We start from the raw sequence: 18416 nt of genomic DNA, 5'->3' as shown, positions 1-18416 counted from the left end.
CAATAAAAAAATCCATTGCTAAATGCTTAAAAAATCAGTATCATTTCCTGCACTTAAATAAAGCTTTATGGTATATGAGTATATTGGTAAATGGTAAATGCTTAAATCTTCCGGAAGGTGCGCATAAAGGCTTTTACCTGGTCTTCGGTGCCGAGTAAAATTAATACATCCTCCATTCCAATTTGGGTATCCGGACTAGGACTGATTTCAATCTGATTCCGGTTATTTTTCACTCCGATTACGGTTACTCCGGTTTTATTCCGAATATCTAACTCGCGGATGGACACAACCTCTGTTTGCTTTCGAATTTCGGCAAAATCAATTTCTTCGAGCACTAGTTTACTGGCGCCCATCCCATTCAGCATTTCCAGGAACTGAATAACTACCGGCCGGGTAACCAAGTTGGCCATGTGGCTGCCCCCAATTTCGTCGGGCATTACTACGCTGTTAGCGCCGGCCCGGTATAGTTTATTTTCGGTGCTTTTATCGGAAGCGCGCGCAATAATTTGAATACTGCTGTTTAATTCGCGGGCGGTGAGGGTTACAAAAACGTTGTCGGCATCTTTGGGTAAAGTCGTTATAATAGCTTTGGCCCGTTCAATACCCGCTTGTTTTAATACTTCGTCCTGGGTAGCATCGCCCACAACAATGGTAGTGGTAACCTCGCCAAAACCTGATTTTGTTTTTAACAATTGTTCATCCTTTTCCACCACTAATACCGGCTCGTGGTTCGCCAGTAAATCCGCGCAGGCTTTGCTGCCATTGCGCCCAAACCCGCAAACAATAACGTGGTTGGATATTTTCTGTAAATCTTTCTCCGACATATATTTTTTAAAAATAGCCTGCAGTTCGCCCTCAAAAATATATTTGCTGAGCACTGATAGAAAATAAGCAAAAATAAACAGGTTAAATAAGATATAGAACGAGGTAAAAATTTCCCCGGCGGGGGTGAGTGGCTTTACTTCCTCAAATCCAGTGGTACTAAAAGTAATGGCGGTCATGTAAAAAGCCTGACGCAGGTTTAATTGCCCGATAACCATAAACCCCACCGTACCCACCACCAGACTAAGTAGGGCAAGAGCTAAGGCAATAAATAATCTTTTTAACTGGGCGAACCTGTTCATTACCGGGCCACTACGGTACCCAGTTGTTCCGAGAACTGGTCTTCGTACACTTTTAGGGTTTTCAGAATCTCCAGTTGGTCCTTAATCGCATTAAAATCCGTCAGATTCTTGAGCTGTTCCATGTTTTCTTTAATCATGCGTTGTACGTTACAGCGCTTCAGGCGCAGTAAAGCCGTATCGGCGGCGTATTGTAGTTGGTCGGTTTCGCGGGGAACAAATATTTGGTGGCTTTCCCAATTTTCGCTCAACTCGTATTTCTGACTCATCAGATTAATAGCCATGGTGCGTACCTCAGAATGCGGATGATTAATAAAATCTTCGGAACGGGGAAATTGGCCTTGCTCTAGTTGCTGGCGGGCAAAGTCGATGATTTCCTGGAATACCGGGGTATGGAAAGTAGTATCGTCTAATTGTTCGAGCAGGTAAGGCAACATATAAACGCCCTGGTCCGAGAGCGGGTTGGCCGGGTACGTCAGCGCCAGGCGAATTACTTCTTTTTCGTGGTGGTAGATTACATCCAGTTCCGGGTCTGGTTCGGTTTCTGTCTCTTGACCGTATGCCTCGGCTTCGGCCAATTCTTCGTCGGTGAAAGTACGCGAAGCAGTGGCGGAAGTAGCTTGTTTTTGCTGTTGCTGGCGGTTCTGGTGAAAAATTTTGTTAAACTCGGCAATCAGCACATCTTCGTCGATCCCGAACAAGGCGCTGCATTGTTTTAAAAAAACCTGCCTTTTAATGGAATCCGGGATTTTAGCAATGCTACTCACGATCTCCCGGATGGCGTCGGCTTTTTTTACCGGGTTATCTTTGGCTTCGTGCAGATAAAGGTTGGTCTTAAAAGTAATAAAATCCTGGGCTTGCGCATTGATGTATTCTTTAAAAACTACATCGCCTACCTTGCGGATGTACGAATCCGGGTCGTCGCCTGGCGGAAACGTTACTACATTCACGTTCAAACCGCCTTCCAGAATTAAATCTATCCCCCGTAAAGAAGCTTTAACCCCGGCCGCATCGCCGTCGTAGAGTACGGTAATATTCTTAGTATAACGGCCAATCAGTTTAATTTGTCCTTCGGTAAGCGACGTACCCGACGAAGCTACTACATTTTCAATTCCGCCCTGGCTCAGCGATAAAACATCTAAATAACCTTCTACCAGATAACAAACATCCTGGTTCCGGACGGCGTTTTTGGCCTGATACAAACCGTATAAAACATCGCTCTTGTGGTAAATTTCCGACTCCGGCGAGTTCAGGTATTTGGGCGTTTTATCGTTGGATTTAAGCGTACGCGCCCCGAACCCAATTACCCGCCCCGATACGTTGTGAATCGGAAACATGACACGCGCCCGAAAGCGGTCGTATTTTTTGTCGTCTTTTACAATGGTAAGGCCGGTGCTTTCTAAATAACGTGGCTGATACCCTTGCGCCAGCGCTTTACTGGTAAAACCATCCCAGGCTTCGAGGCTGTAGCCGAGTTCAAATATTTTGATAGTGGGTAAACCTAAACCCCGTTCGTGTAAGTAAGGCAGGCCAATGGTTTTACCTTGTTCGTGGTTAAATAAGATTTCCTGGTAATAATCTTTGGCAAAATTAGAAAGAATAAACTGGCTATCGCGGTCGTTCTGGGCTTTGGTGGCTTCGGGAGTAGATTCTTCGGCTATTTCAATCCCGTATTTTTTAGCCAGGTATTTTAATGCTTCTACGTAGCTGGTACCCTCTACGTCCATAATAAATTGCACCGCATTACCCGCTTTGCCGCAGCCAAAGCACTTATAAATTCCCTTAGCCGGCGACACCGAAAACGAAGGCGACTTTTCGTTATGAAAAGGGCAAGGCGCCCACATATTTTGCCCCTTTTTCTTCAGCGACACAAAATCACCAACTACTTCTACAATATCGGCTTGCGCTAAAATCTGGTCTACCGTTTCTTTTTTTATCAGGGCCATTTCATTTGCCTTACATTCCTTACAAAGATAAAATTTTCAGGTTCTAAATGAGAAAAATATATAGCTGTCCGGAAAAAGATGGAAGTGGCGAAATGAAAATTAAATTGTTACCTTCTTATTTAAGAATTTAGGTAAATTTTAAGATTAAATATAAGCTTTTTGCTAGGAAAAAATAAAGCAATACCTTATAATTACCTGAATTTTAGAATAGATTAATGGTAGTATCTATTGTTCCAATCTATTTACCATTCCAAATAGCTTTTTGGCTTCCTGAGAGTAAGTACCACAAAATCTTTAGGAATCCAATTTGTAGACGTCTTAAAAACTAAACTCGCCGTGTTTGCCCGTCGACAGGCTGCTTGTAAAAACAAACTCAAAAACTACTTCGAAGCTTGTATAATTTTTGCATAAGTTTCTGCTAATTTCTGATTGTAATTAACGCCCCGTTGTTCAGTAGTTGCTTTTCATTTTTAAGTAAAACACCTGCTTGATCCTATCTTTCGGTGATTCTGCTACGCGAACGTTATCTCTTTAAATTTATTGGTATAGAAATTCAGACAACTTATTCTACAATCTAATTATTAACCCTTAACTATTTTTCAAGGGAGCCGCTACCCAACATTACATTATCTCTTTTTCTAATCTAACAGAGATAAAATATCCGGCACTTTATTTTACGCCTTTTTATTTCTTTAAACTAAAATAAAGTATTACCGTTTGGCCGAAAAGAGTTTACCCTAGTTAGGTTTCTCAGGCCTGATTTTATCCATCTCCTTACCGTATAACAAAGTCATGCATTTTGATTTTTAAATCGATTAATCCATTACGTATGAAAAAAAACTATACTTATCATCAACAATTTCGCGGCATTATGCAGAGAAAATGGGTTGTAGTAGCATTTATTAGTTTTCTGATTAACCTTCCGGGATACCTGGCACAATCGGCTTTAAGTAAAAAAGAAGCTCCGGCAGAACAGATGCAAACGGCGGATAATGAGTTAAAGATTGCAGGATTTAACCTGATCAATGCCAATAACGATCAACCCATACAGTTAATTACAGATGGTGCTATCCTGAACTTAGCTACTTTACCTACCCGGAAATTAAATATCCAAGCAGTTACGGACCCTGTAACTGTAGGGAGTGTTTTATTTTATTTAGCGGGCCCTATCGTTCGTAATCACACCGAAAATACAGCTCCTTATGGTTTATTCAGAGATGTAGCCGGTGATTATAGCGCCTGGACTCCTCCCGTGGGCAATTATACTTTAATCGCTACCCCTTACTCCGGAGCAAATGGTCGTGGAACAGTTGGTGTTTCTAGCGTAATTAGTTTTACGGTGATTAACCAAGCGCAGTATACCTTAACTATTTCTAGTACCGAGGGTGGTACCGTAACCAAAAATCCGGATCAAATTAGTTTTAACAAAGGCGAAAGCGTTATGTTAACCGCCACGCCCGCCGAAGGCTACCAGTTTAATGGCTGGAGCGGCGCGGCAAAAGGCCGGACCAACCCACTAACCTTGGTAATGGATAGTAATAAAAACATAAAAGCGAATTTTGGACCTTTGCAGCCGCCGGGAGCATTGATATCGCACCTCGTTTCTCAGAGCCCCCGACTTTATACGGTATCTGAATTAACGTTGGGCACGCCTCTTTACACCGACCGGATCTATCAAGCTACCTCCGTTCCGACCTTTCTCAACGGCGCTCCTTTTATTCAAACCCCCAATGATGATAAAGCCAACAGGTTGCCGGAAGTACTTTCGTTTGAATTGAGTCAGGAAGCTACCGTTTACGTGGCTTACGATCCGCTTGCCCTAGTTTTACCGGCCTGGCTCAGTGACTGGCAAAAAAGCGCCGAAAGTATTGGCCTGAATGATCCCCGCATCGACCGTCTGGATTTGTACAGTAAAACTTTCCCGGCCGGCACCGTAACTATAGGGAGCAATCTGGCACGCCCGGCCGTGGGTTCTAAAAATACCTACATTGTGGTTGTAAAACCACCCGAAATTTTACGACCTTCTGTAACGGCTGTGCGACCAGCCGATGGCTCCGTTAATGTTCCTCTGGATCAATCTATCTCCGTGGATTTAAAATATCCGAGCGGGCGTTCCATTAACGGGAATACCGTTAACCTGAATACGGTTAAGCTATTTACCGTTATATCCAATGAGCTTAAAATTCCCGTTGAAGGTACCGCAGTAAATGCCTCTGCCGCCGGAGATGCTATTACGCTTTCGGCTACTTTAGCCCCTAATACTACCTACGAATTTGTTATCACCGACCAGGTCCAAGACGGTTTTGGTTATCCTATTCTTCCCTTTATTTCCCGGTTTAGTACCACCAGTACGGTTGAGGATACTCCAACCGATTTATCCGGAGTATCGTTTTCGGAGCAAACTTTAGTAGATAACACCTTTGGCTTCGATGGTTTTACCAGCCTCACCATTGGACCGGACCGGCGGTTTTATGCCACTACTTCGGGCGGAAAAATTGAAAGATGGGATATGAACCCGGATGGCACTATCACCAATCATTTAACGATGACGCCCTTTGATACTACCCGCCGGCTTTTAATTGGCTTTCGTTTTGATCCTGCGGCTTCGGCTAGTAATTTAATTGTTTGGGTAAGCCATTCGTCGGGTGCCTTTACGAATGTGCCGGATTGGTCCGGTAAGATATCGCAAATTAACTTAAACGATCCCGCCCATCCGGTAGTAACCGATTATGTTATTAACCTGCCTCGCTCGTATAAAGATCATTCTACCAACAGCATTGATTTTGGGCCGGACGGAGCTTTGTATTTTACCCAAGGGAGTAATTCCGCGATGGGTGCGCCGGACGCGGCCTGGGGTTTAAGACCCGAACGCTTGCTCACGGCCGCCGTATTGCGGTTAGATGTGAATTTACTTCGGCAACAAATCTTACCTCTCGACGCCAAAACCGAAGAAGGCGGCACCTACAATCCTTATTCGCCAAACGCGCCATTAACTATTTACGCTACTGGCTTTCGGAACGCTTATGACCTGGTTTGGCACTCGAACGGGGAATTATACGTTCCTACCAATGGCTCGGCCGCCGGCGGGAACCTCCCCGAACTTAAATCCGGTACCACCTGGTCAAATGGTCAGCCTTATGCCGGACCGGATATTCCCGCAATTACGGATGTACGCGATACGCAGAGCGATTATTTGTTCCGCGTAACTCCAGGTGGTTATTACGGTCATCCTAATTTTCTGCGCCACGAATTTATTTTAAACGGCGGAAATCCAACGGATGGCCAGGACCCCGGCGAAGTAGTCTGGACAACCAATGGCGTAAAATACGGCTATCCGGTGGGCACTCCTACCGAACCTAATTACCGGGGTTGGGCCTATGATTTTGGTACGAATAAATCGCCGGACGGTGCAATCGAGTACCAAAGCAATGCTTTTGGCGGTAAGTTAAAAGGCAAATTGCTGGTTTGCCGCTTTAGTGGGGGCGATGATGTTATTGTGCTGGAGCCCGGTATTGTTAATAAGGACATTATTAAAGCAACCGAAGGAATAAAAATTCCGGGATTACGGCGCCCGTTCTCTAATCCTTTGAACATAGTGGAAGATTTGCAAACCGGAAACTTGTACCTCTCGGAATATTACGATGGTAACGGCGACGGCAAGCCGCGCATTACCTTGTTACGCGCCGACCAACCCAGTACAGCTACCGCCGCCCGAATGAGCGCGCGGAAAAGTACGGCTCCGGAAAGTACTGTAACCAAAGCTATGATTCAGGTTTACCCTAATCCAAACGCCGGCGATAAAGTTTACGCTCGAGTACAGAACTTCGCTCCTCAGGAACTAATAACTCTCACTCTGCACGATGTAACCGGCCGATTGATCCAGATAAAAACTCGTATGACTGACCAAAAAGGAACCATGCAGACGGAAATTTCTGCGAACCAACGTTTACAAAGTGGCCTTTACATTATTGGAGCCACTGCGGCATCGGGTAAAAAACAAACCAAGCTGCTGGTGAAGTAATTTATTGGATTAACGAATCAAAAAATAAGGAGCAATCACCATTCGGGTCGCTCTTTATTTTTTAAAAGATTTTGGAAAATATAACCTTGAGATTTTAATTGTTATTTCCTGCTATTAAATGCATCACTTGGAAGTTATAAATGATGAAGCTTAAATCTTATCTTAAAATCACAATTAATATTTCATCTTCCATTTGCTCTACTAGTTTCGTGTAAGGTCCTTCGATGAGAACTCCCAGGTTAACTCCTAAAAATAGGGTGACATCTTTTTCCGGAAAATAATACAACAAACAACCCGCCCCTAATCCCCCACCGGAATGTCCGAAACCTAGTTTATCTTTTTTAAAGGTGTAATCAATACCCAATCCGTAGGTAGGTTTGCCTTTATCATCGTTTACCCAAGTGTACATTACATCTAACGTTTCTTTTTTTACCAGTCTTCCTTGTCGTAGCGCCTCTAAAAAATGAACGTAATCCAGAGGTGTAGCAACGAGACCATCATCGCCGATCATCGACTTCACATTATTCACCTGGGCCCGCGAAACATTTTCTATTTTATTATCACTGCGGCGGTTTAAATAACAATTCACCAGGTTAGGATTATCCAGGTAATTTAGTTTGTTACGGTAAGAAGTTTGCGTAAGTCCGGCAGGTTTAAAAATACGTTCAGCCATCATTATCCCGTGATCTTTACCGGTTACCTGGTCAATTATTAAAGCAAGTAACTCGTAATTGGTATTGCAGTATTCGTATTTACTACCGGGCTCAAATCGCAGCTCTTTATCGTACACGTACGATAAAATCCGATGGTAGTCGTAGAATTTGTCCTGGTTGCTGAGCAAGTCGGTAACGTAGGAATAATCGTAAGCGTAATCAAAAATGCCCGAGGTATGATTTAATAACATGCGCACCGTTACTTTATTACTTCCTCTCAGGCGAGTACTTATTTTTGCGGGCAGGTAATCTTGTATAGCGGCATCTAGTTTAATTATACCATCTTCGTAGAGCATCATTACCAGCACTGCCGTGTAGGTTTTAGACAAGCTTTGGGCGTATTGTAAATGACAAATCTGCATCGGAATCCGGTCTTCTATTTTGGCAAAACCTGCCGCTCCCGCCCACTCCTGGGTCGTAGTTTTTACGCCAATACTTACGCCCGGTACGCCTAAAGCAGCATATCTATTAAGAATGTTTTGTATTTCGGTGGCGTGATCATAGTTAAAAGATTGATTGGAGGCAGAGCAGGAAACTGCCGGCTCCGCCAGGTCTACGTTTTCGCAGGAAAGAAGGAAAATCAAAGGCATTAAGCACAAAAAGATAAATAGACGTTTCATTTTCATTGATTTACATTATTGGAAGATTTGCGGCATTACCTGGCTTACTGTTAAATAAGATTTTGGAGTAAATGCCTCTAAATGATTATTTAAAATTTAAACCGGCTCCCGAGGTGAATAAAAGTGGTGGGTAAAACCGGAATGGATTTATTATAACCGGCGACTCCTACTACTTCGTACTGCAGAAAGGGCGAGCATTGGATATGGTCCAGCTTCCTACTTTGGTATTGAATACCTACACTACCGTGCACCTGAAAAGCCGTTTTCCCTTTATTTATGGCTCTTTGCCAATTCCCTTTTCCGTCTGGTTCTAAAGGTTTGGTAGGCAAATAAATATTGGCGAAACCGGGCCCCAATCTAAATTCCGGGCCAAATCCTTTGAAAACATTGGGGCGATATCCTAATTCACTGTTCAGGTAAATGCCATCGCCATTTAACCGGTTGCGGTAATAACCAATATTAATCGTTTGAAACAGATTTCCTTTCCGATTATAAGGTAACTCCGTTCCAATACGTACCCCTCCGTTGCGGAAATTATTACCTAGTTTATGAAAGGGCGTAGCTAGTGAATTAAAATTAAAAGAAATAATGAGCGGAAGTTTTTTAGACCTTTGATTAAAGGATGTTGTTTCTTGGGCCCATACTTGGTAGCCCACTAAAAACATGAGAAATAGAATAAGTTTTTTCATAAGATTTTAATTTGTCCGAGGCAAAAGTAGCTTCGGTAGTTCTTATGAAACTAGCCCTAGAAGGCCTGAAATAGGTGAAATGCGGTTTTTCGAAGAGTGAAATGCAGCTTATTTGAGGGAACTATCATTTAACCATTGCTTAAATGCGGTAGCCCGGAGGCGGCTAATGGTAATAGATTCGGGCAGGCCGTTTAATTTAATTAAGGTAAGAACAAGCTTACCATCTTTTTCCCGGATTACCTGCTGCACTATTTCGCGGGTGATGATATATTGTCGGTTTGCCCGAAAAAAATGTACAGGCTCCAATAAGCTTGCCAGCTTTTCTAAAGTAAAATCACTTATAATTTGGCTGTTCTGGTCAGAAACGGCCCGGACATAATCGTGCTCAATAAAAAAGCATTTCATTTCGCGGAGGTAGATTACTTTTTGCTTATTGCCGGTTTTGGTGATAATAAATGGATTAGAATTAGTGTTTTCAACTTCTATTTCTTTAGGCCTGGTAACTTTCTGATACAGGTAAATCCCCAGGTAAACCCCATTTAAAACAAAAGACCAGATGACAAACAGAAAAATATCATGTTTGTAAAAATCGACCGGTACCGGTTTGTCGGTAGCAATGGCATTTATTAATTCCGTTAGACTAACAATTACAGATAGCACTGCTACTGCCACCAGAGGAATTTGTAAGAGTAAACGACGCCAACCTGCAATTTCCCAAGGATACTTTTTGTCAAATACGCGCACTACCGCCCGCCCGGCGTACCAAGCCAAGTATCCTTCTAAAGTATCTATAGAAAAAGTTAAAATTGTATGAGCATCGGCTCTAATGTTTGGGTAAGTAAGGTAATAATTTAGAACATTAATTAAGGGAATACCTACAATAATTAGCCAACGGTCGTGGTACTTAATTCCGGAAAATTGATCCGCATCTTTAGCGAGTTCAAATTCAGCCATGTAGGGTAATTTTAAAGTAATGCGGTGCTAAACTATTTATAGATTATGTAAAATGAAAAATTAAATAATTAAACCAGTATTATCGGTATTTAATCGAAATTCATATATACCAATGAGATAGTGCTACCTTATTTTAATCTTTTAAATTCAATAAGCATTTTGTAGCATATTTAAACGAATAGCTCACAACAGCAAATTGCGTTTTTTTTGACCAATAAAATAAAAATAGTAAATTGATTATAAATAGAAGCCTTAAAATAATTTAACTAATTCATTAAAAATCAATCGTATTTAAATCTTTTCTAGCCGTTGCTTGTTAGATTATAAGCGGCCCTCCAGTAGTATTTTGGTCATTTGTTCGTACCTTTGCGCCGCCTTCTAAACAGGTAAATAAATTATGGCAATTACCCAACAAGATGTATTAAAAGCATTAAGTTATGTCGAGGAACCAGACTTAGGCAAAGACCTGGTTACTTTAAACATGATTGAAAATATTCATATTAACGGCAAACAGGTAGCTTTTACCGTTATTCTTACTACTCCGGCTTGTCCGCTGAAAGATTTAATCCGCAATGCCTGTATTAACGCCATTAAGTTAATGGTAGATAAAGAAGCCGAAGTTACGGTAAACATGACGTCGCGGGTTACCTCGGCCCGCGGCAACAATGAAGCTATTTTGGGTGGTATTAAAAATATTATTGCCGTTGCCTCGGGGAAAGGAGGCGTGGGCAAATCTACGGTAACCTCTAACCTGGCGGTTGCATTAGCGAATTCCGGGGCAAAAGTAGGCTTGATTGATGCGGATATTTCCGGCCCCTCCATCCCGGTAATGTTTGGCGTGGAAGAAGAACGACCGCACGTATTTAGGACGCCGGAAGGTAAAAACCTGATCCAGCCTATCGAGAAATTTGGCATTAAGTTAATGTCCATCGGTTTTTTAGCGCCCGCCGAAAGCGCGGTGGTGTGGCGAGGCCCCATGGCCAGTTCGGCCTTAAAGCAATTTATTACCGAAACGGATTGGGGGGAACTGGATTATTTGTTGATAGATTTGCCTCCCGGAACTAGCGATATCCATTTAACGTTGGTACAGACAGTACCGGTTACGGGCGCCATTATTGTAACCACGCCGCAGAAAGTAGCTTTAGCCGATGCGCAAAAAGGGTTGCAAATGTTCCGGCAACCCCAAATTAACGTACCGGTTTTGGGCATTATCGAAAATATGGCTTACTTTACTCCCGCTGAATTACCCCAGAATAAATATTATATTTTTGGAACAGGTGGGGCGCAAAAGTTGGCGGAGCGTTGGCAAGTACCCGTTTTAGGACACATTCCGCTGGTACAAAGTATTCGGGAAAGCGGCGATGAAGGGCAACCCGAAGTTATGAAAACCGATTCGCCGGCCGCTGCGGTGTTCGAGGAAGTAGCCCAGGCCGTCGCGCAGCAAGTATCGGTGCGCAATGCCGGCTTAGAAAAAACCAAAATAGTACCCATTATTACGCAATAAATTATGGTAGCAAATCAAACAGGTAATATTTTCCTCGACCGGGTAGAGTACGCACTGGACCAGATTCGGCCGTACCTGGAGGCCGATGGTGGTAACGTAAAAGTATTGGAACTTACCGACGAGATGGTGTTAAAACTTGAGTTTATGGGTGCTTGCAGTGCTTGTACTATGTCTACGATGACTTTAAAAGCCGGGGTAGAACAAGCTATCAAGCGCGAAGTACCGGAGATACGAGCGGTTGAAGCGGTAAACCTTACTTTACCCGTAGCCTAAGCAACATTAGCTTTCCGAATTTTAGTGATTTGATATTGTATTTAAGTAAGCAAACTGCTGCTGATTCATTAGTTATACTGAATCAGCAGCAGTTTATTTTTTATCTTTCATTTAAATATCGCCCGCCAATGTCAATGATAGAATTGCTTATATAAAAATGCTCTTTTAGCTTTTATTTGCACATCATCTACTGTTTTAACTATCTTGGTGTACGATTCTGAACAAAAGAGAAGAGCGAAATTTAATGTAGTATTTGTTTGAATACGCTTACTTTTTCTTTGCCGTAAACGGTAATAAGGTACATTCCTTTTGCTAGTCCGGTCATATTAATTGGCGCTTTTGTAGCATTTTGGACAGCTTGCTCGCGAACCACCTTACCATTCAGATCACTGATACGAACTAAGAAAGGTTTTACTGAATTTGAAAGGTTGATAGTTACCTTATCGCTCGTAGGGTTTGGATACAGGAAAATTTCAGAATCTGCAATAGTTTTAGGAATGTTTAAAATAGTAGCTCTATTTAACTTTAAAATAAAGATTTCGGTGTTATTTTCTGCATGAAGATTTACAGTATCCGGTCCGGGATCAAAATCGCTTGTGTTAAAGAAAAATCCTGTCATATAAATATTCCCTTGCTTATCGTTGATAATAGAGCTAGCCCTGCCGGGTAATTGCACAGCTCCGGAAAAATTACCGGCTGCATTAAGTTTTTGAATAAATACGCCATTATTAAAGGTTGAAACAAGGTTAAATACTCCCTCACCCGGATCAAAATCTACCGGTCCGCCAAAATAACCCATGGTATAAAGATTACCTTCTTCATCCATGGAAATGGTACGGCACTCATCGTAATTCGCGCCTCCTATTTGTTTTACCCAGATTAAATCACTCGAAGTACTAATTTTGGTAATAAAAACATCGGCTTCCCCTACTGAAGTTAAAATACTGGGAGATTTGCCAAGGTTAAAATCTGGTGTTTGTTCAAAAGTACCCGTAATAAGAATGTTTCCTTCTTTATCTAAGGTCATGGAACGACTAAGATCATTTCCGGGTCCGCCCATTTGTTTCAACCAGGTTAAGTCGCCATTTTCGTTCCATTTCAGAATAAAAATATCTGCTTTTCCAATGGCCGGCCCTTCCACAAAATATCCGGTTACATACACATTTTTAGCAGCATCTACTATAACTTTACTAGCGGCTGAAAAATCTGCAAAATCTCTAACCCAAACTAACTTGCCCGAAGAATCAAACTTTTGAACAAAAGCCTTAAAAGAAGTGGTAGGTATAATATGCGTACCTTCATCCGGATCGAAATCAACCACTCCTTCAAAAGTGCCCGCTATATAAACATTACCATCGCTATCCACAGCTATAGAATTACCTTCCAAATCGTCCGTACCTGCTATTTGTTTTGCCCATTTAAAACGTCCCGTTTCATCTAATTTCAGTAAAAAAGCGGCATACGATCCTGCTGATACAGTAGTTAAATAAGTTGAATCGCTTCCTGGATCAAAATCTACCTTTCCCCTGAATTTACCCGTAACATAAACGTTTGCTGTGCCATCTACCGTTATGGCTAATCCATTACTTTCCAGACCATTTAAACTTTTTTGCGATAACTGCTTTGCCCAAACAAAATTACCGTTAGCATCGAGTTTCTGAATAAATATTTCTTCTGCCTGACGGGTAGCAGTAAGATAGAAAGTACCATTCCCAGGATCAAAATCAACCGTGTTGGTAAAAAAGCCGGTCGTGTAAACATTTCCAGCGGCATCAACCGCAATGGAGTTTGCTTCATCGTACCCAATACCTCCCGTCTGTTTTGCCCAACCAAGTGTTTGGGCAGAGATATCCCAAGTACAAGCATAAAAAAACACGAAGAAGAATAAATTATAAATTTTTCTTTGGGAAAAGCGAATGAAGTCACTCATAATCAATAACCAATAAAAGTTTAGGTAAAAAGAACTCGTTCATTTGGGCAAGAGTTAATAAAAGAAGGAAGCTCTCGTATATTTTCAGGATAGATTATTTAAAACTTAATCGGAATATGAAGATTAATTAAGTTTATTTCTTTTAAAATTGTTACTTCGTACGAGCTATTTTAGTTACAGTAATAGAAGCTTGGCGGCACCAGTTTGCGGCATTATTATTTTCAAAATGATTAATCAGGAAATCTAAAGCCACCTATTTTTGATAACTATGCTGCTTAAACCAGGCTCTTATTTCTTCATCAGCCAGAAAAAAAATTAGGAAAATCCTTTTTACAAGCAAAGTAATTAATAGCTTCGGCTTTTTATTTTTTGTATTTTAGGCTATTCATCCGGATTTTACTACCTTCAAAAGTTGCCTAAAACGATGATAAAAGCCAACGACCCGCATCTGCATTCCTGGATTCAAATTTCTCCTACCAGCGAATTTCCCATTCAAAACCTGCCCTTTGGGATTTTTAGTACAAACCACCAAGATTCCCGGGTAGGTGTTGCCATTGGCGATTACATTTTAGATTTATGCGCGGTGGCGCAGGAAGGCTTATTCGACTTATTGGATATCGACCCTACGGTATTTAACCGGCCTTACCTAAACGACTTTATTTCTTTAGGTAAACCTGCCTGGCGTGCCGTACGAGACCGGATTTCGGAATTATTACGAACGGATAATGACGAAATCCGGGATAATGATCAAATTATGCACCGGTGTTTAATAAAACAGGTAAATGCTACATTACATTTACCCGTTAAAATCAGTAACTACACCGATTTTTATACCAGCCTGGAACATGCTACTAATGTAGGATTATTGTTTCGTGATCCGGAAAATCCACTTTCTCCTAACTGGAAGCATTTGCCCGTTGGTTACCACGGCCGGGCCTCTTCGATTGTGGTTTCAGGCAAAGATATTCATCGGCCTAAAGGTCAGGTTAAGTTTAACGATTCGCCTTTGCCAACTTTTATGCCAACCCAACAACTTGATTTTGAATTAGAATTTGCTTTTATTACCGGAACCAACACTGCTCTCGGAACGACTATTTCCACCGCCGAAGCCGAAAATCATATTTTTGGGGTAGTTTTATTTAATGATTGGTCGGCCCGGGATATACAACGTTGGGAATATGTCCCTCTTGGGCCATTTTTAGGTAAAAATTTTGCTTCTTCCGTATCGCCGTGGGTAGTAACTCTCGATGCATTAGAACCTTTCCGGGTACCGGGTCCTCCCCAAAATCCAGCCGTATTACCTTATCTGGAATACACCGGCAACAAGCATTTAGACATTCATTTAAAAGTTTACCTACAGCCTGCCCATCATAATTCAACTTTAATAAGTGAAACGAATACCCGGCATTTGTACTGGAATATGAATCAGCAACTCGCCCACCAAACGAGTAATGGCTGTAATATGGAGGTGGGCGATTTATATGCTTCCGGTACCATCAGCGGTACAGAACCTGGCTCTTATGGTTCGTTACTGGAATTATCTTGGAACGGCAGTAAACCTATTTTATTAGAAGATGGTATTACCCGTACTTTTCTGGAAGATGGTGATTCTATTATTTTTAAAGGCTGTGCGGAACGCAACGGTGTTCGGATTGGCTTCGGGGAAATCCGGACCAAGATTTTACCAGCAATTTAAGATTAAATAAAGGATAATAGGATTACAGGAAATATGAAAATAAATATTCCCAACCTGATTTTATCCTTTAAAAATTCACCCAGAAATAAAATTTTAGTTGTGGACTACAAAGTATGATGTTTGGCTTTATGTCTATTGCGATAGTCAAACATCAGGTTTAGACTTGCTAAATGGTTTTCCTTCTTTTTGGAGAAGCAGGTTGTTTTTCTGACGAACCGTCTGTTTCTGGCTCTGATGCAAGTATTCACGCCTTCTATGTTTTTAGTGTAAGCTTTTCCTATCGTGTGCTTTGTCGGGGGGATTACCTGAGCAAACGCTTTCCAATGATCAGTACAATATTGTTCTATTTCCACTCCTTTTAGCTTTTTGAGTAGCTGGCGTACTGTTTTAGCGCTTCGGCCGCCACAACTATAAGCCAGTACTTCATCTGTTTGGGGACAGTAAGCATACAACAACCAGTATTTTCCTTTCTTGCGCTTTCCGACAAAGCTCCAGACTTCATCGATCTGTACGGATCTATAATGCTTTTGGGTTGGTTGAATCTTAAGGGCATTCCCCTGTCGGCACAAGTTGCTTAGCACACACTTTCTACTCACTTCCAGCAACTTTTCAATGTCACGAACACCATTATTTCTTTCCAGAAGACGCCGTATCAACCGCTTGGTAGTCGGATCCGCTCCTCTATAGCGATATATTGGCTGAAATTGCTTCTGGCAATTACGACATAGAAGGTTCTGAGAACCATTCTTTTTCTTGCCATTTTTTACTACCTTGCTGCTCTGGCAGTGGGGACAGTTTATTTTGATCTGAACTTCGAACATTCCATCATCTTAAACACTTCACTGCCTCTTTTTATCCCATCATACTTTCTTTACCACTACCAAAATTTTATGAAGGCATTACTCTTAATCGATATTCAGAATGATTTTCTGCCCGGGGGCGCTTTAGCCGTACCGGAAGGAGACCAGATAATTGCCATAGTGAATCAATTGCAGCCGCATTTTGATTTAGTAGTAGCTACCCAAGACTGGCACCCGGCCCTGCATAAAAGTTTTGCTTCCCAACACACCAATCATCAAGTATTTCAGACTATTAACCTAAATGGGCTGGAACAAGTACTTTGGCCGGATCACTGCGTGCAAGGAACACTAGGGGCGGAATTTTCCGAGGAACTGGAACCCCGCCGGATAGAGGCTATTTTCCGCAAGGGTACAGATATCGAAATTGATTCTTACAGTGGTTTTTACGATAACGGCCACCGGAAGAGCACGGGTTTGGCCGATTACTTACGCGGGAAACAAGTGCGTCAGGTATTTGTAGCTGGTTTAGCTGCCGATTATTGCGTCTATTATTCTCTACTAGATTCCTTAGAAGAAGGATTTAAAACCTATTTAATTGAAGATGCTACCCGCCCAATAAGTCCGGAAGGATTCAAGAAAGCGAAAGCAGATATTCATAACAAAGGCGGCAAAATTATTCAGAGCGGCGCCCTGTTGTAGAAATATTTAAGTAGTTGTTCGTTATTAGTTGCTTGTTGCTCGACTAAGTACATTCAAGAAAAATGATGTTCTCTATTCTAATCGATACCTCTGCTATCCCGAGTAAGAGTTTATAAATATGGTTTCTGCTTGGTATACATCCGACAAAACTTATTGGTTTGTACTTAGTAAGCTTTAAAGAATTAGGAATTTATAGCAAATTATAGTCTAAACTAATTTCGTCGAAGTACTTATAATTTATGCCATTTTACTTATCTACAAAAACAAATCGGGTACAAGCCGGGCTTGTACCCAATAAGCATTAATTAGTTGTTTAAAGTAAAAAAATGAAAACAGAATTGTAATTAAAACTATTGTGGTGGAGCGGCAGCAATATCTTTCAGAATAACCGGCCATACTCCTGGATTGGGCACACTTACCCCTTTATTAGATCCTCTAACAGTACCATCCGGGCCAAAGTAATACAAAGGCCAGCCTTTATAAGTAAGCTGTTTTTTACCAAATACATCTATTGAACTAAACAAGGTTTTATCTAAGGTAGAAGGCACAACAACTTTATCGGTTTCGTAGATGGGCCATACGGAATTGTTAGAAAAATCTGGTTTCGTATAATTATTCTTGTTGAATTTATCTGGCTTAAATCCGTAGAGAGTTAGACCTTTACCATCCGTAAAGTAAATGGTCTTACCTTCGCCTTCGGTATAATCCGATTTATAGTTTTTACCATCGTTGCCTACCAGTTGGGCATTTACCAGCATAATAGTATAATCAGGTTTGGCAACAAACCATACGCCGCCTACTCCTTCGCCGGTGGTTTGGTTAGGAGCTTCCAAAGTATTAGTTCCGTTTACAGCAGGAGCATAATAATATAAAGGCCAGGTTTTGTAGGTTAATTGTTTTTTACCGTTTGCGGCGGTAATGGTAGCAAAATCAGCTTTATCCAAGCCATCACCGATCATATCATCTGTTAAATTTTCGACGAAAAAGTAAGGCCAAACGGCTTCGCAGCCGCCGGGGCAATTATTTTGGCCATTGGCATCATTCGAAAAGTAGTACAAAGTCCGGCCATCTTTATCGACCAGATAGCTACCCAGAGAAGAACTGGTTTGCAGCTTTACCTGCTCAGTTGGGGCTGGCGGAGGGGTTACATTATTGTCGTCTTTGTCATCGTCGCAACTAAAGGCAAACAGAAGCAAGGCGGGAAGCAGAAAACGAAAGCTGTTTCGGAATAAATGTTTCATAGCAGTAACCATTTTGTTTTAAATCAGTAAGTAAATAGTTAAATTTTTTAGCGCGAAAGTGCTGAACTACTTACAGGTCGTAACAAAATGCCTAATGGTTGCCTTGCATTTTAATTTTTTTATTTATTCTAGTAGAACTTAAAATCTGTTATCCATTATCTTTCCCCATCTGGATGCAGGTAGAATTATTTAATCTTTAATCCCCCTGT

13 protein-coding genes are annotated in these 18416 nt (G+C 41.6%); 5 read left to right on the top strand and 8 right to left on the bottom strand.

From position 1 onward, the window contains the following. Positions 1–101 precede the first annotated feature (101 nt). Together AHMF7605_RS01330 and dnaG are read right to left on the bottom strand one after the other, a co-directional pair. Positions 102–1124: a potassium channel family protein gene (locus tag AHMF7605_RS01330; RefSeq protein WP_106925707.1), complete on the bottom strand. Its 1023-nt coding sequence runs from the start codon at positions 1122–1124 to the stop codon at positions 102–104. Then, complete coding sequence (dnaG, locus tag AHMF7605_RS01325; RefSeq protein ID WP_106925705.1) at positions 1124–3067, bottom strand: DNA primase; 1944 nt, start codon at positions 3065–3067, stop codon at positions 1124–1126. Before dnaG ends, AHMF7605_RS01330 begins: the two co-directional genes overlap by 1 nt. A gap of 829 nt (positions 3068–3896) precedes the next feature. Here dnaG and AHMF7605_RS01320 point away from each other — a divergent pair. Further along, complete coding sequence (locus AHMF7605_RS01320; protein ID WP_106925703.1) at positions 3897–7088, top strand: InlB B-repeat-containing protein; 3192 nt, start codon at positions 3897–3899, stop codon at positions 7086–7088. Between the two features lie 157 nt (positions 7089–7245). Here AHMF7605_RS01320 and AHMF7605_RS01315 read toward each other — a convergent pair whose 3' ends face one another. From AHMF7605_RS01315 to AHMF7605_RS01305, 3 genes are all read right to left on the bottom strand, one after another. Continuing rightward, positions 7246–8421, bottom strand: a complete 1176-nt coding sequence (locus tag AHMF7605_RS01315) for a serine hydrolase domain-containing protein (RefSeq protein WP_158267427.1) — start codon at positions 8419–8421, stop codon at positions 7246–7248. Between the two features lie 89 nt (positions 8422–8510). Next, positions 8511–9110 (bottom strand): hypothetical protein, encoded by a 600-nt coding sequence (locus tag AHMF7605_RS01310; RefSeq protein WP_146153484.1) that lies wholly within the window; start codon positions 9108–9110, stop codon positions 8511–8513. Positions 9111–9218: 108 nt separating this feature from the next. Beyond that, entirely contained in the window at positions 9219–10064 is an 846-nt protein-coding gene (locus tag AHMF7605_RS01305) for a LytR/AlgR family response regulator transcription factor (protein ID WP_106925697.1), read from the bottom strand. Between the two features lie 397 nt (positions 10065–10461). Between AHMF7605_RS01305 and AHMF7605_RS01300 the strand changes: the two genes are divergently transcribed. Then, entirely contained in the window at positions 10462–11568 is a 1107-nt protein-coding gene (locus AHMF7605_RS01300) for an Mrp/NBP35 family ATP-binding protein (protein ID WP_106925695.1), read from the top strand. Between the two features lie 3 nt (positions 11569–11571). Next, on the top strand, positions 11572–11841 hold the full coding sequence (locus AHMF7605_RS01295) for a NifU family protein (RefSeq protein ID WP_106925693.1): 270 nt from the start codon (positions 11572–11574) through the stop codon (positions 11839–11841). Between the two features lie 241 nt (positions 11842–12082). On the opposite strand, the gene AHMF7605_RS01290 is transcribed toward AHMF7605_RS01295, so the two are convergent. Next, positions 12083–13771: an SBBP repeat-containing protein gene (locus AHMF7605_RS01290; RefSeq protein ID WP_106925691.1), complete on the bottom strand. Its 1689-nt coding sequence runs from the start codon at positions 13769–13771 to the stop codon at positions 12083–12085. A gap of 424 nt (positions 13772–14195) precedes the next feature. Between AHMF7605_RS01290 and fahA the strand changes: the two genes are divergently transcribed. After that, positions 14196–15467 (top strand): fumarylacetoacetase, encoded by a 1272-nt coding sequence (gene fahA, locus AHMF7605_RS01285; RefSeq protein WP_106925689.1) that lies wholly within the window; start codon positions 14196–14198, stop codon positions 15465–15467. Between the two features lie 104 nt (positions 15468–15571). On the opposite strand, the gene AHMF7605_RS01280 is transcribed toward fahA, so the two are convergent. After that, entirely contained in the window at positions 15572–16288 is a 717-nt protein-coding gene (locus AHMF7605_RS01280) for an IS1 family transposase (RefSeq protein WP_106925291.1), read from the bottom strand. Between the two features lie 69 nt (positions 16289–16357). On the opposite strand from AHMF7605_RS01280, the gene pncA reads away from it, so the two are divergent. Beyond that, positions 16358–16966: a bifunctional nicotinamidase/pyrazinamidase gene (gene pncA / locus AHMF7605_RS01275; RefSeq protein ID WP_106925687.1), complete on the top strand. Its 609-nt coding sequence runs from the start codon at positions 16358–16360 to the stop codon at positions 16964–16966. A gap of 350 nt (positions 16967–17316) precedes the next feature. On the opposite strand, the gene AHMF7605_RS01270 is transcribed toward pncA, so the two are convergent. Then, positions 17317–18207 (bottom strand): hypothetical protein, encoded by an 891-nt coding sequence (locus AHMF7605_RS01270; protein ID WP_106933305.1) that lies wholly within the window; start codon positions 18205–18207, stop codon positions 17317–17319. Positions 18208–18416 lie beyond the last annotated feature (209 nt).

The organism is Adhaeribacter arboris, assembly GCF_003023845.1.
GTDB classification, from domain to species: domain Bacteria; phylum Bacteroidota; class Bacteroidia; order Cytophagales; family Hymenobacteraceae; genus Adhaeribacter; species Adhaeribacter arboris.
The sequence above is the reverse complement of the archived record's forward strand: the minus strand, read 5'-3'. Positions and strand labels throughout refer to the sequence as shown.

Coding starts and splice junctions, on each gene's coding strand:
- AHMF7605_RS01330 (WP_106925707.1), bottom strand. CDS start 1,124: ATGAACAGGTTCGCCCAGTTAAAAAGATTATTTATTGCCTTAGCTCTT.
- dnaG (WP_106925705.1), bottom strand. CDS start 3,067: ATGGCCCTGATAAAAAAAGAAACGGTAGACCAGATTTTAGCGCAAGCC.
- AHMF7605_RS01320 (WP_106925703.1), top strand. CDS start 3,897: ATGAAAAAAAACTATACTTATCATCAACAATTTCGCGGCATTATGCAG.
- AHMF7605_RS01315 (WP_158267427.1), bottom strand. CDS start 8,421: ATGAAACGTCTATTTATCTTTTTGTGCTTAATGCCTTTGATTTTCCTT.
- AHMF7605_RS01310 (WP_146153484.1), bottom strand. CDS start 9,110: ATGAAAAAACTTATTCTATTTCTCATGTTTTTAGTGGGCTACCAAGTA.
- AHMF7605_RS01305 (WP_106925697.1), bottom strand. CDS start 10,064: ATGGCTGAATTTGAACTCGCTAAAGATGCGGATCAATTTTCCGGAATT.
- AHMF7605_RS01300 (WP_106925695.1), top strand. CDS start 10,462: ATGGCAATTACCCAACAAGATGTATTAAAAGCATTAAGTTATGTCGAG.
- AHMF7605_RS01295 (WP_106925693.1), top strand. CDS start 11,572: ATGGTAGCAAATCAAACAGGTAATATTTTCCTCGACCGGGTAGAGTAC.
- AHMF7605_RS01290 (WP_106925691.1), bottom strand. CDS start 13,771: ATGAGTGACTTCATTCGCTTTTCCCAAAGAAAAATTTATAATTTATTC.
- fahA (WP_106925689.1), top strand. CDS start 14,196: ATGATAAAAGCCAACGACCCGCATCTGCATTCCTGGATTCAAATTTCT.
- AHMF7605_RS01280 (WP_106925291.1), bottom strand. CDS start 16,288: ATGTTCGAAGTTCAGATCAAAATAAACTGTCCCCACTGCCAGAGCAGC.
- pncA (WP_106925687.1), top strand. CDS start 16,358: ATGAAGGCATTACTCTTAATCGATATTCAGAATGATTTTCTGCCCGGG.
- AHMF7605_RS01270 (WP_106933305.1), bottom strand. CDS start 18,207: ATGAAACATTTATTCCGAAACAGCTTTCGTTTTCTGCTTCCCGCCTTG.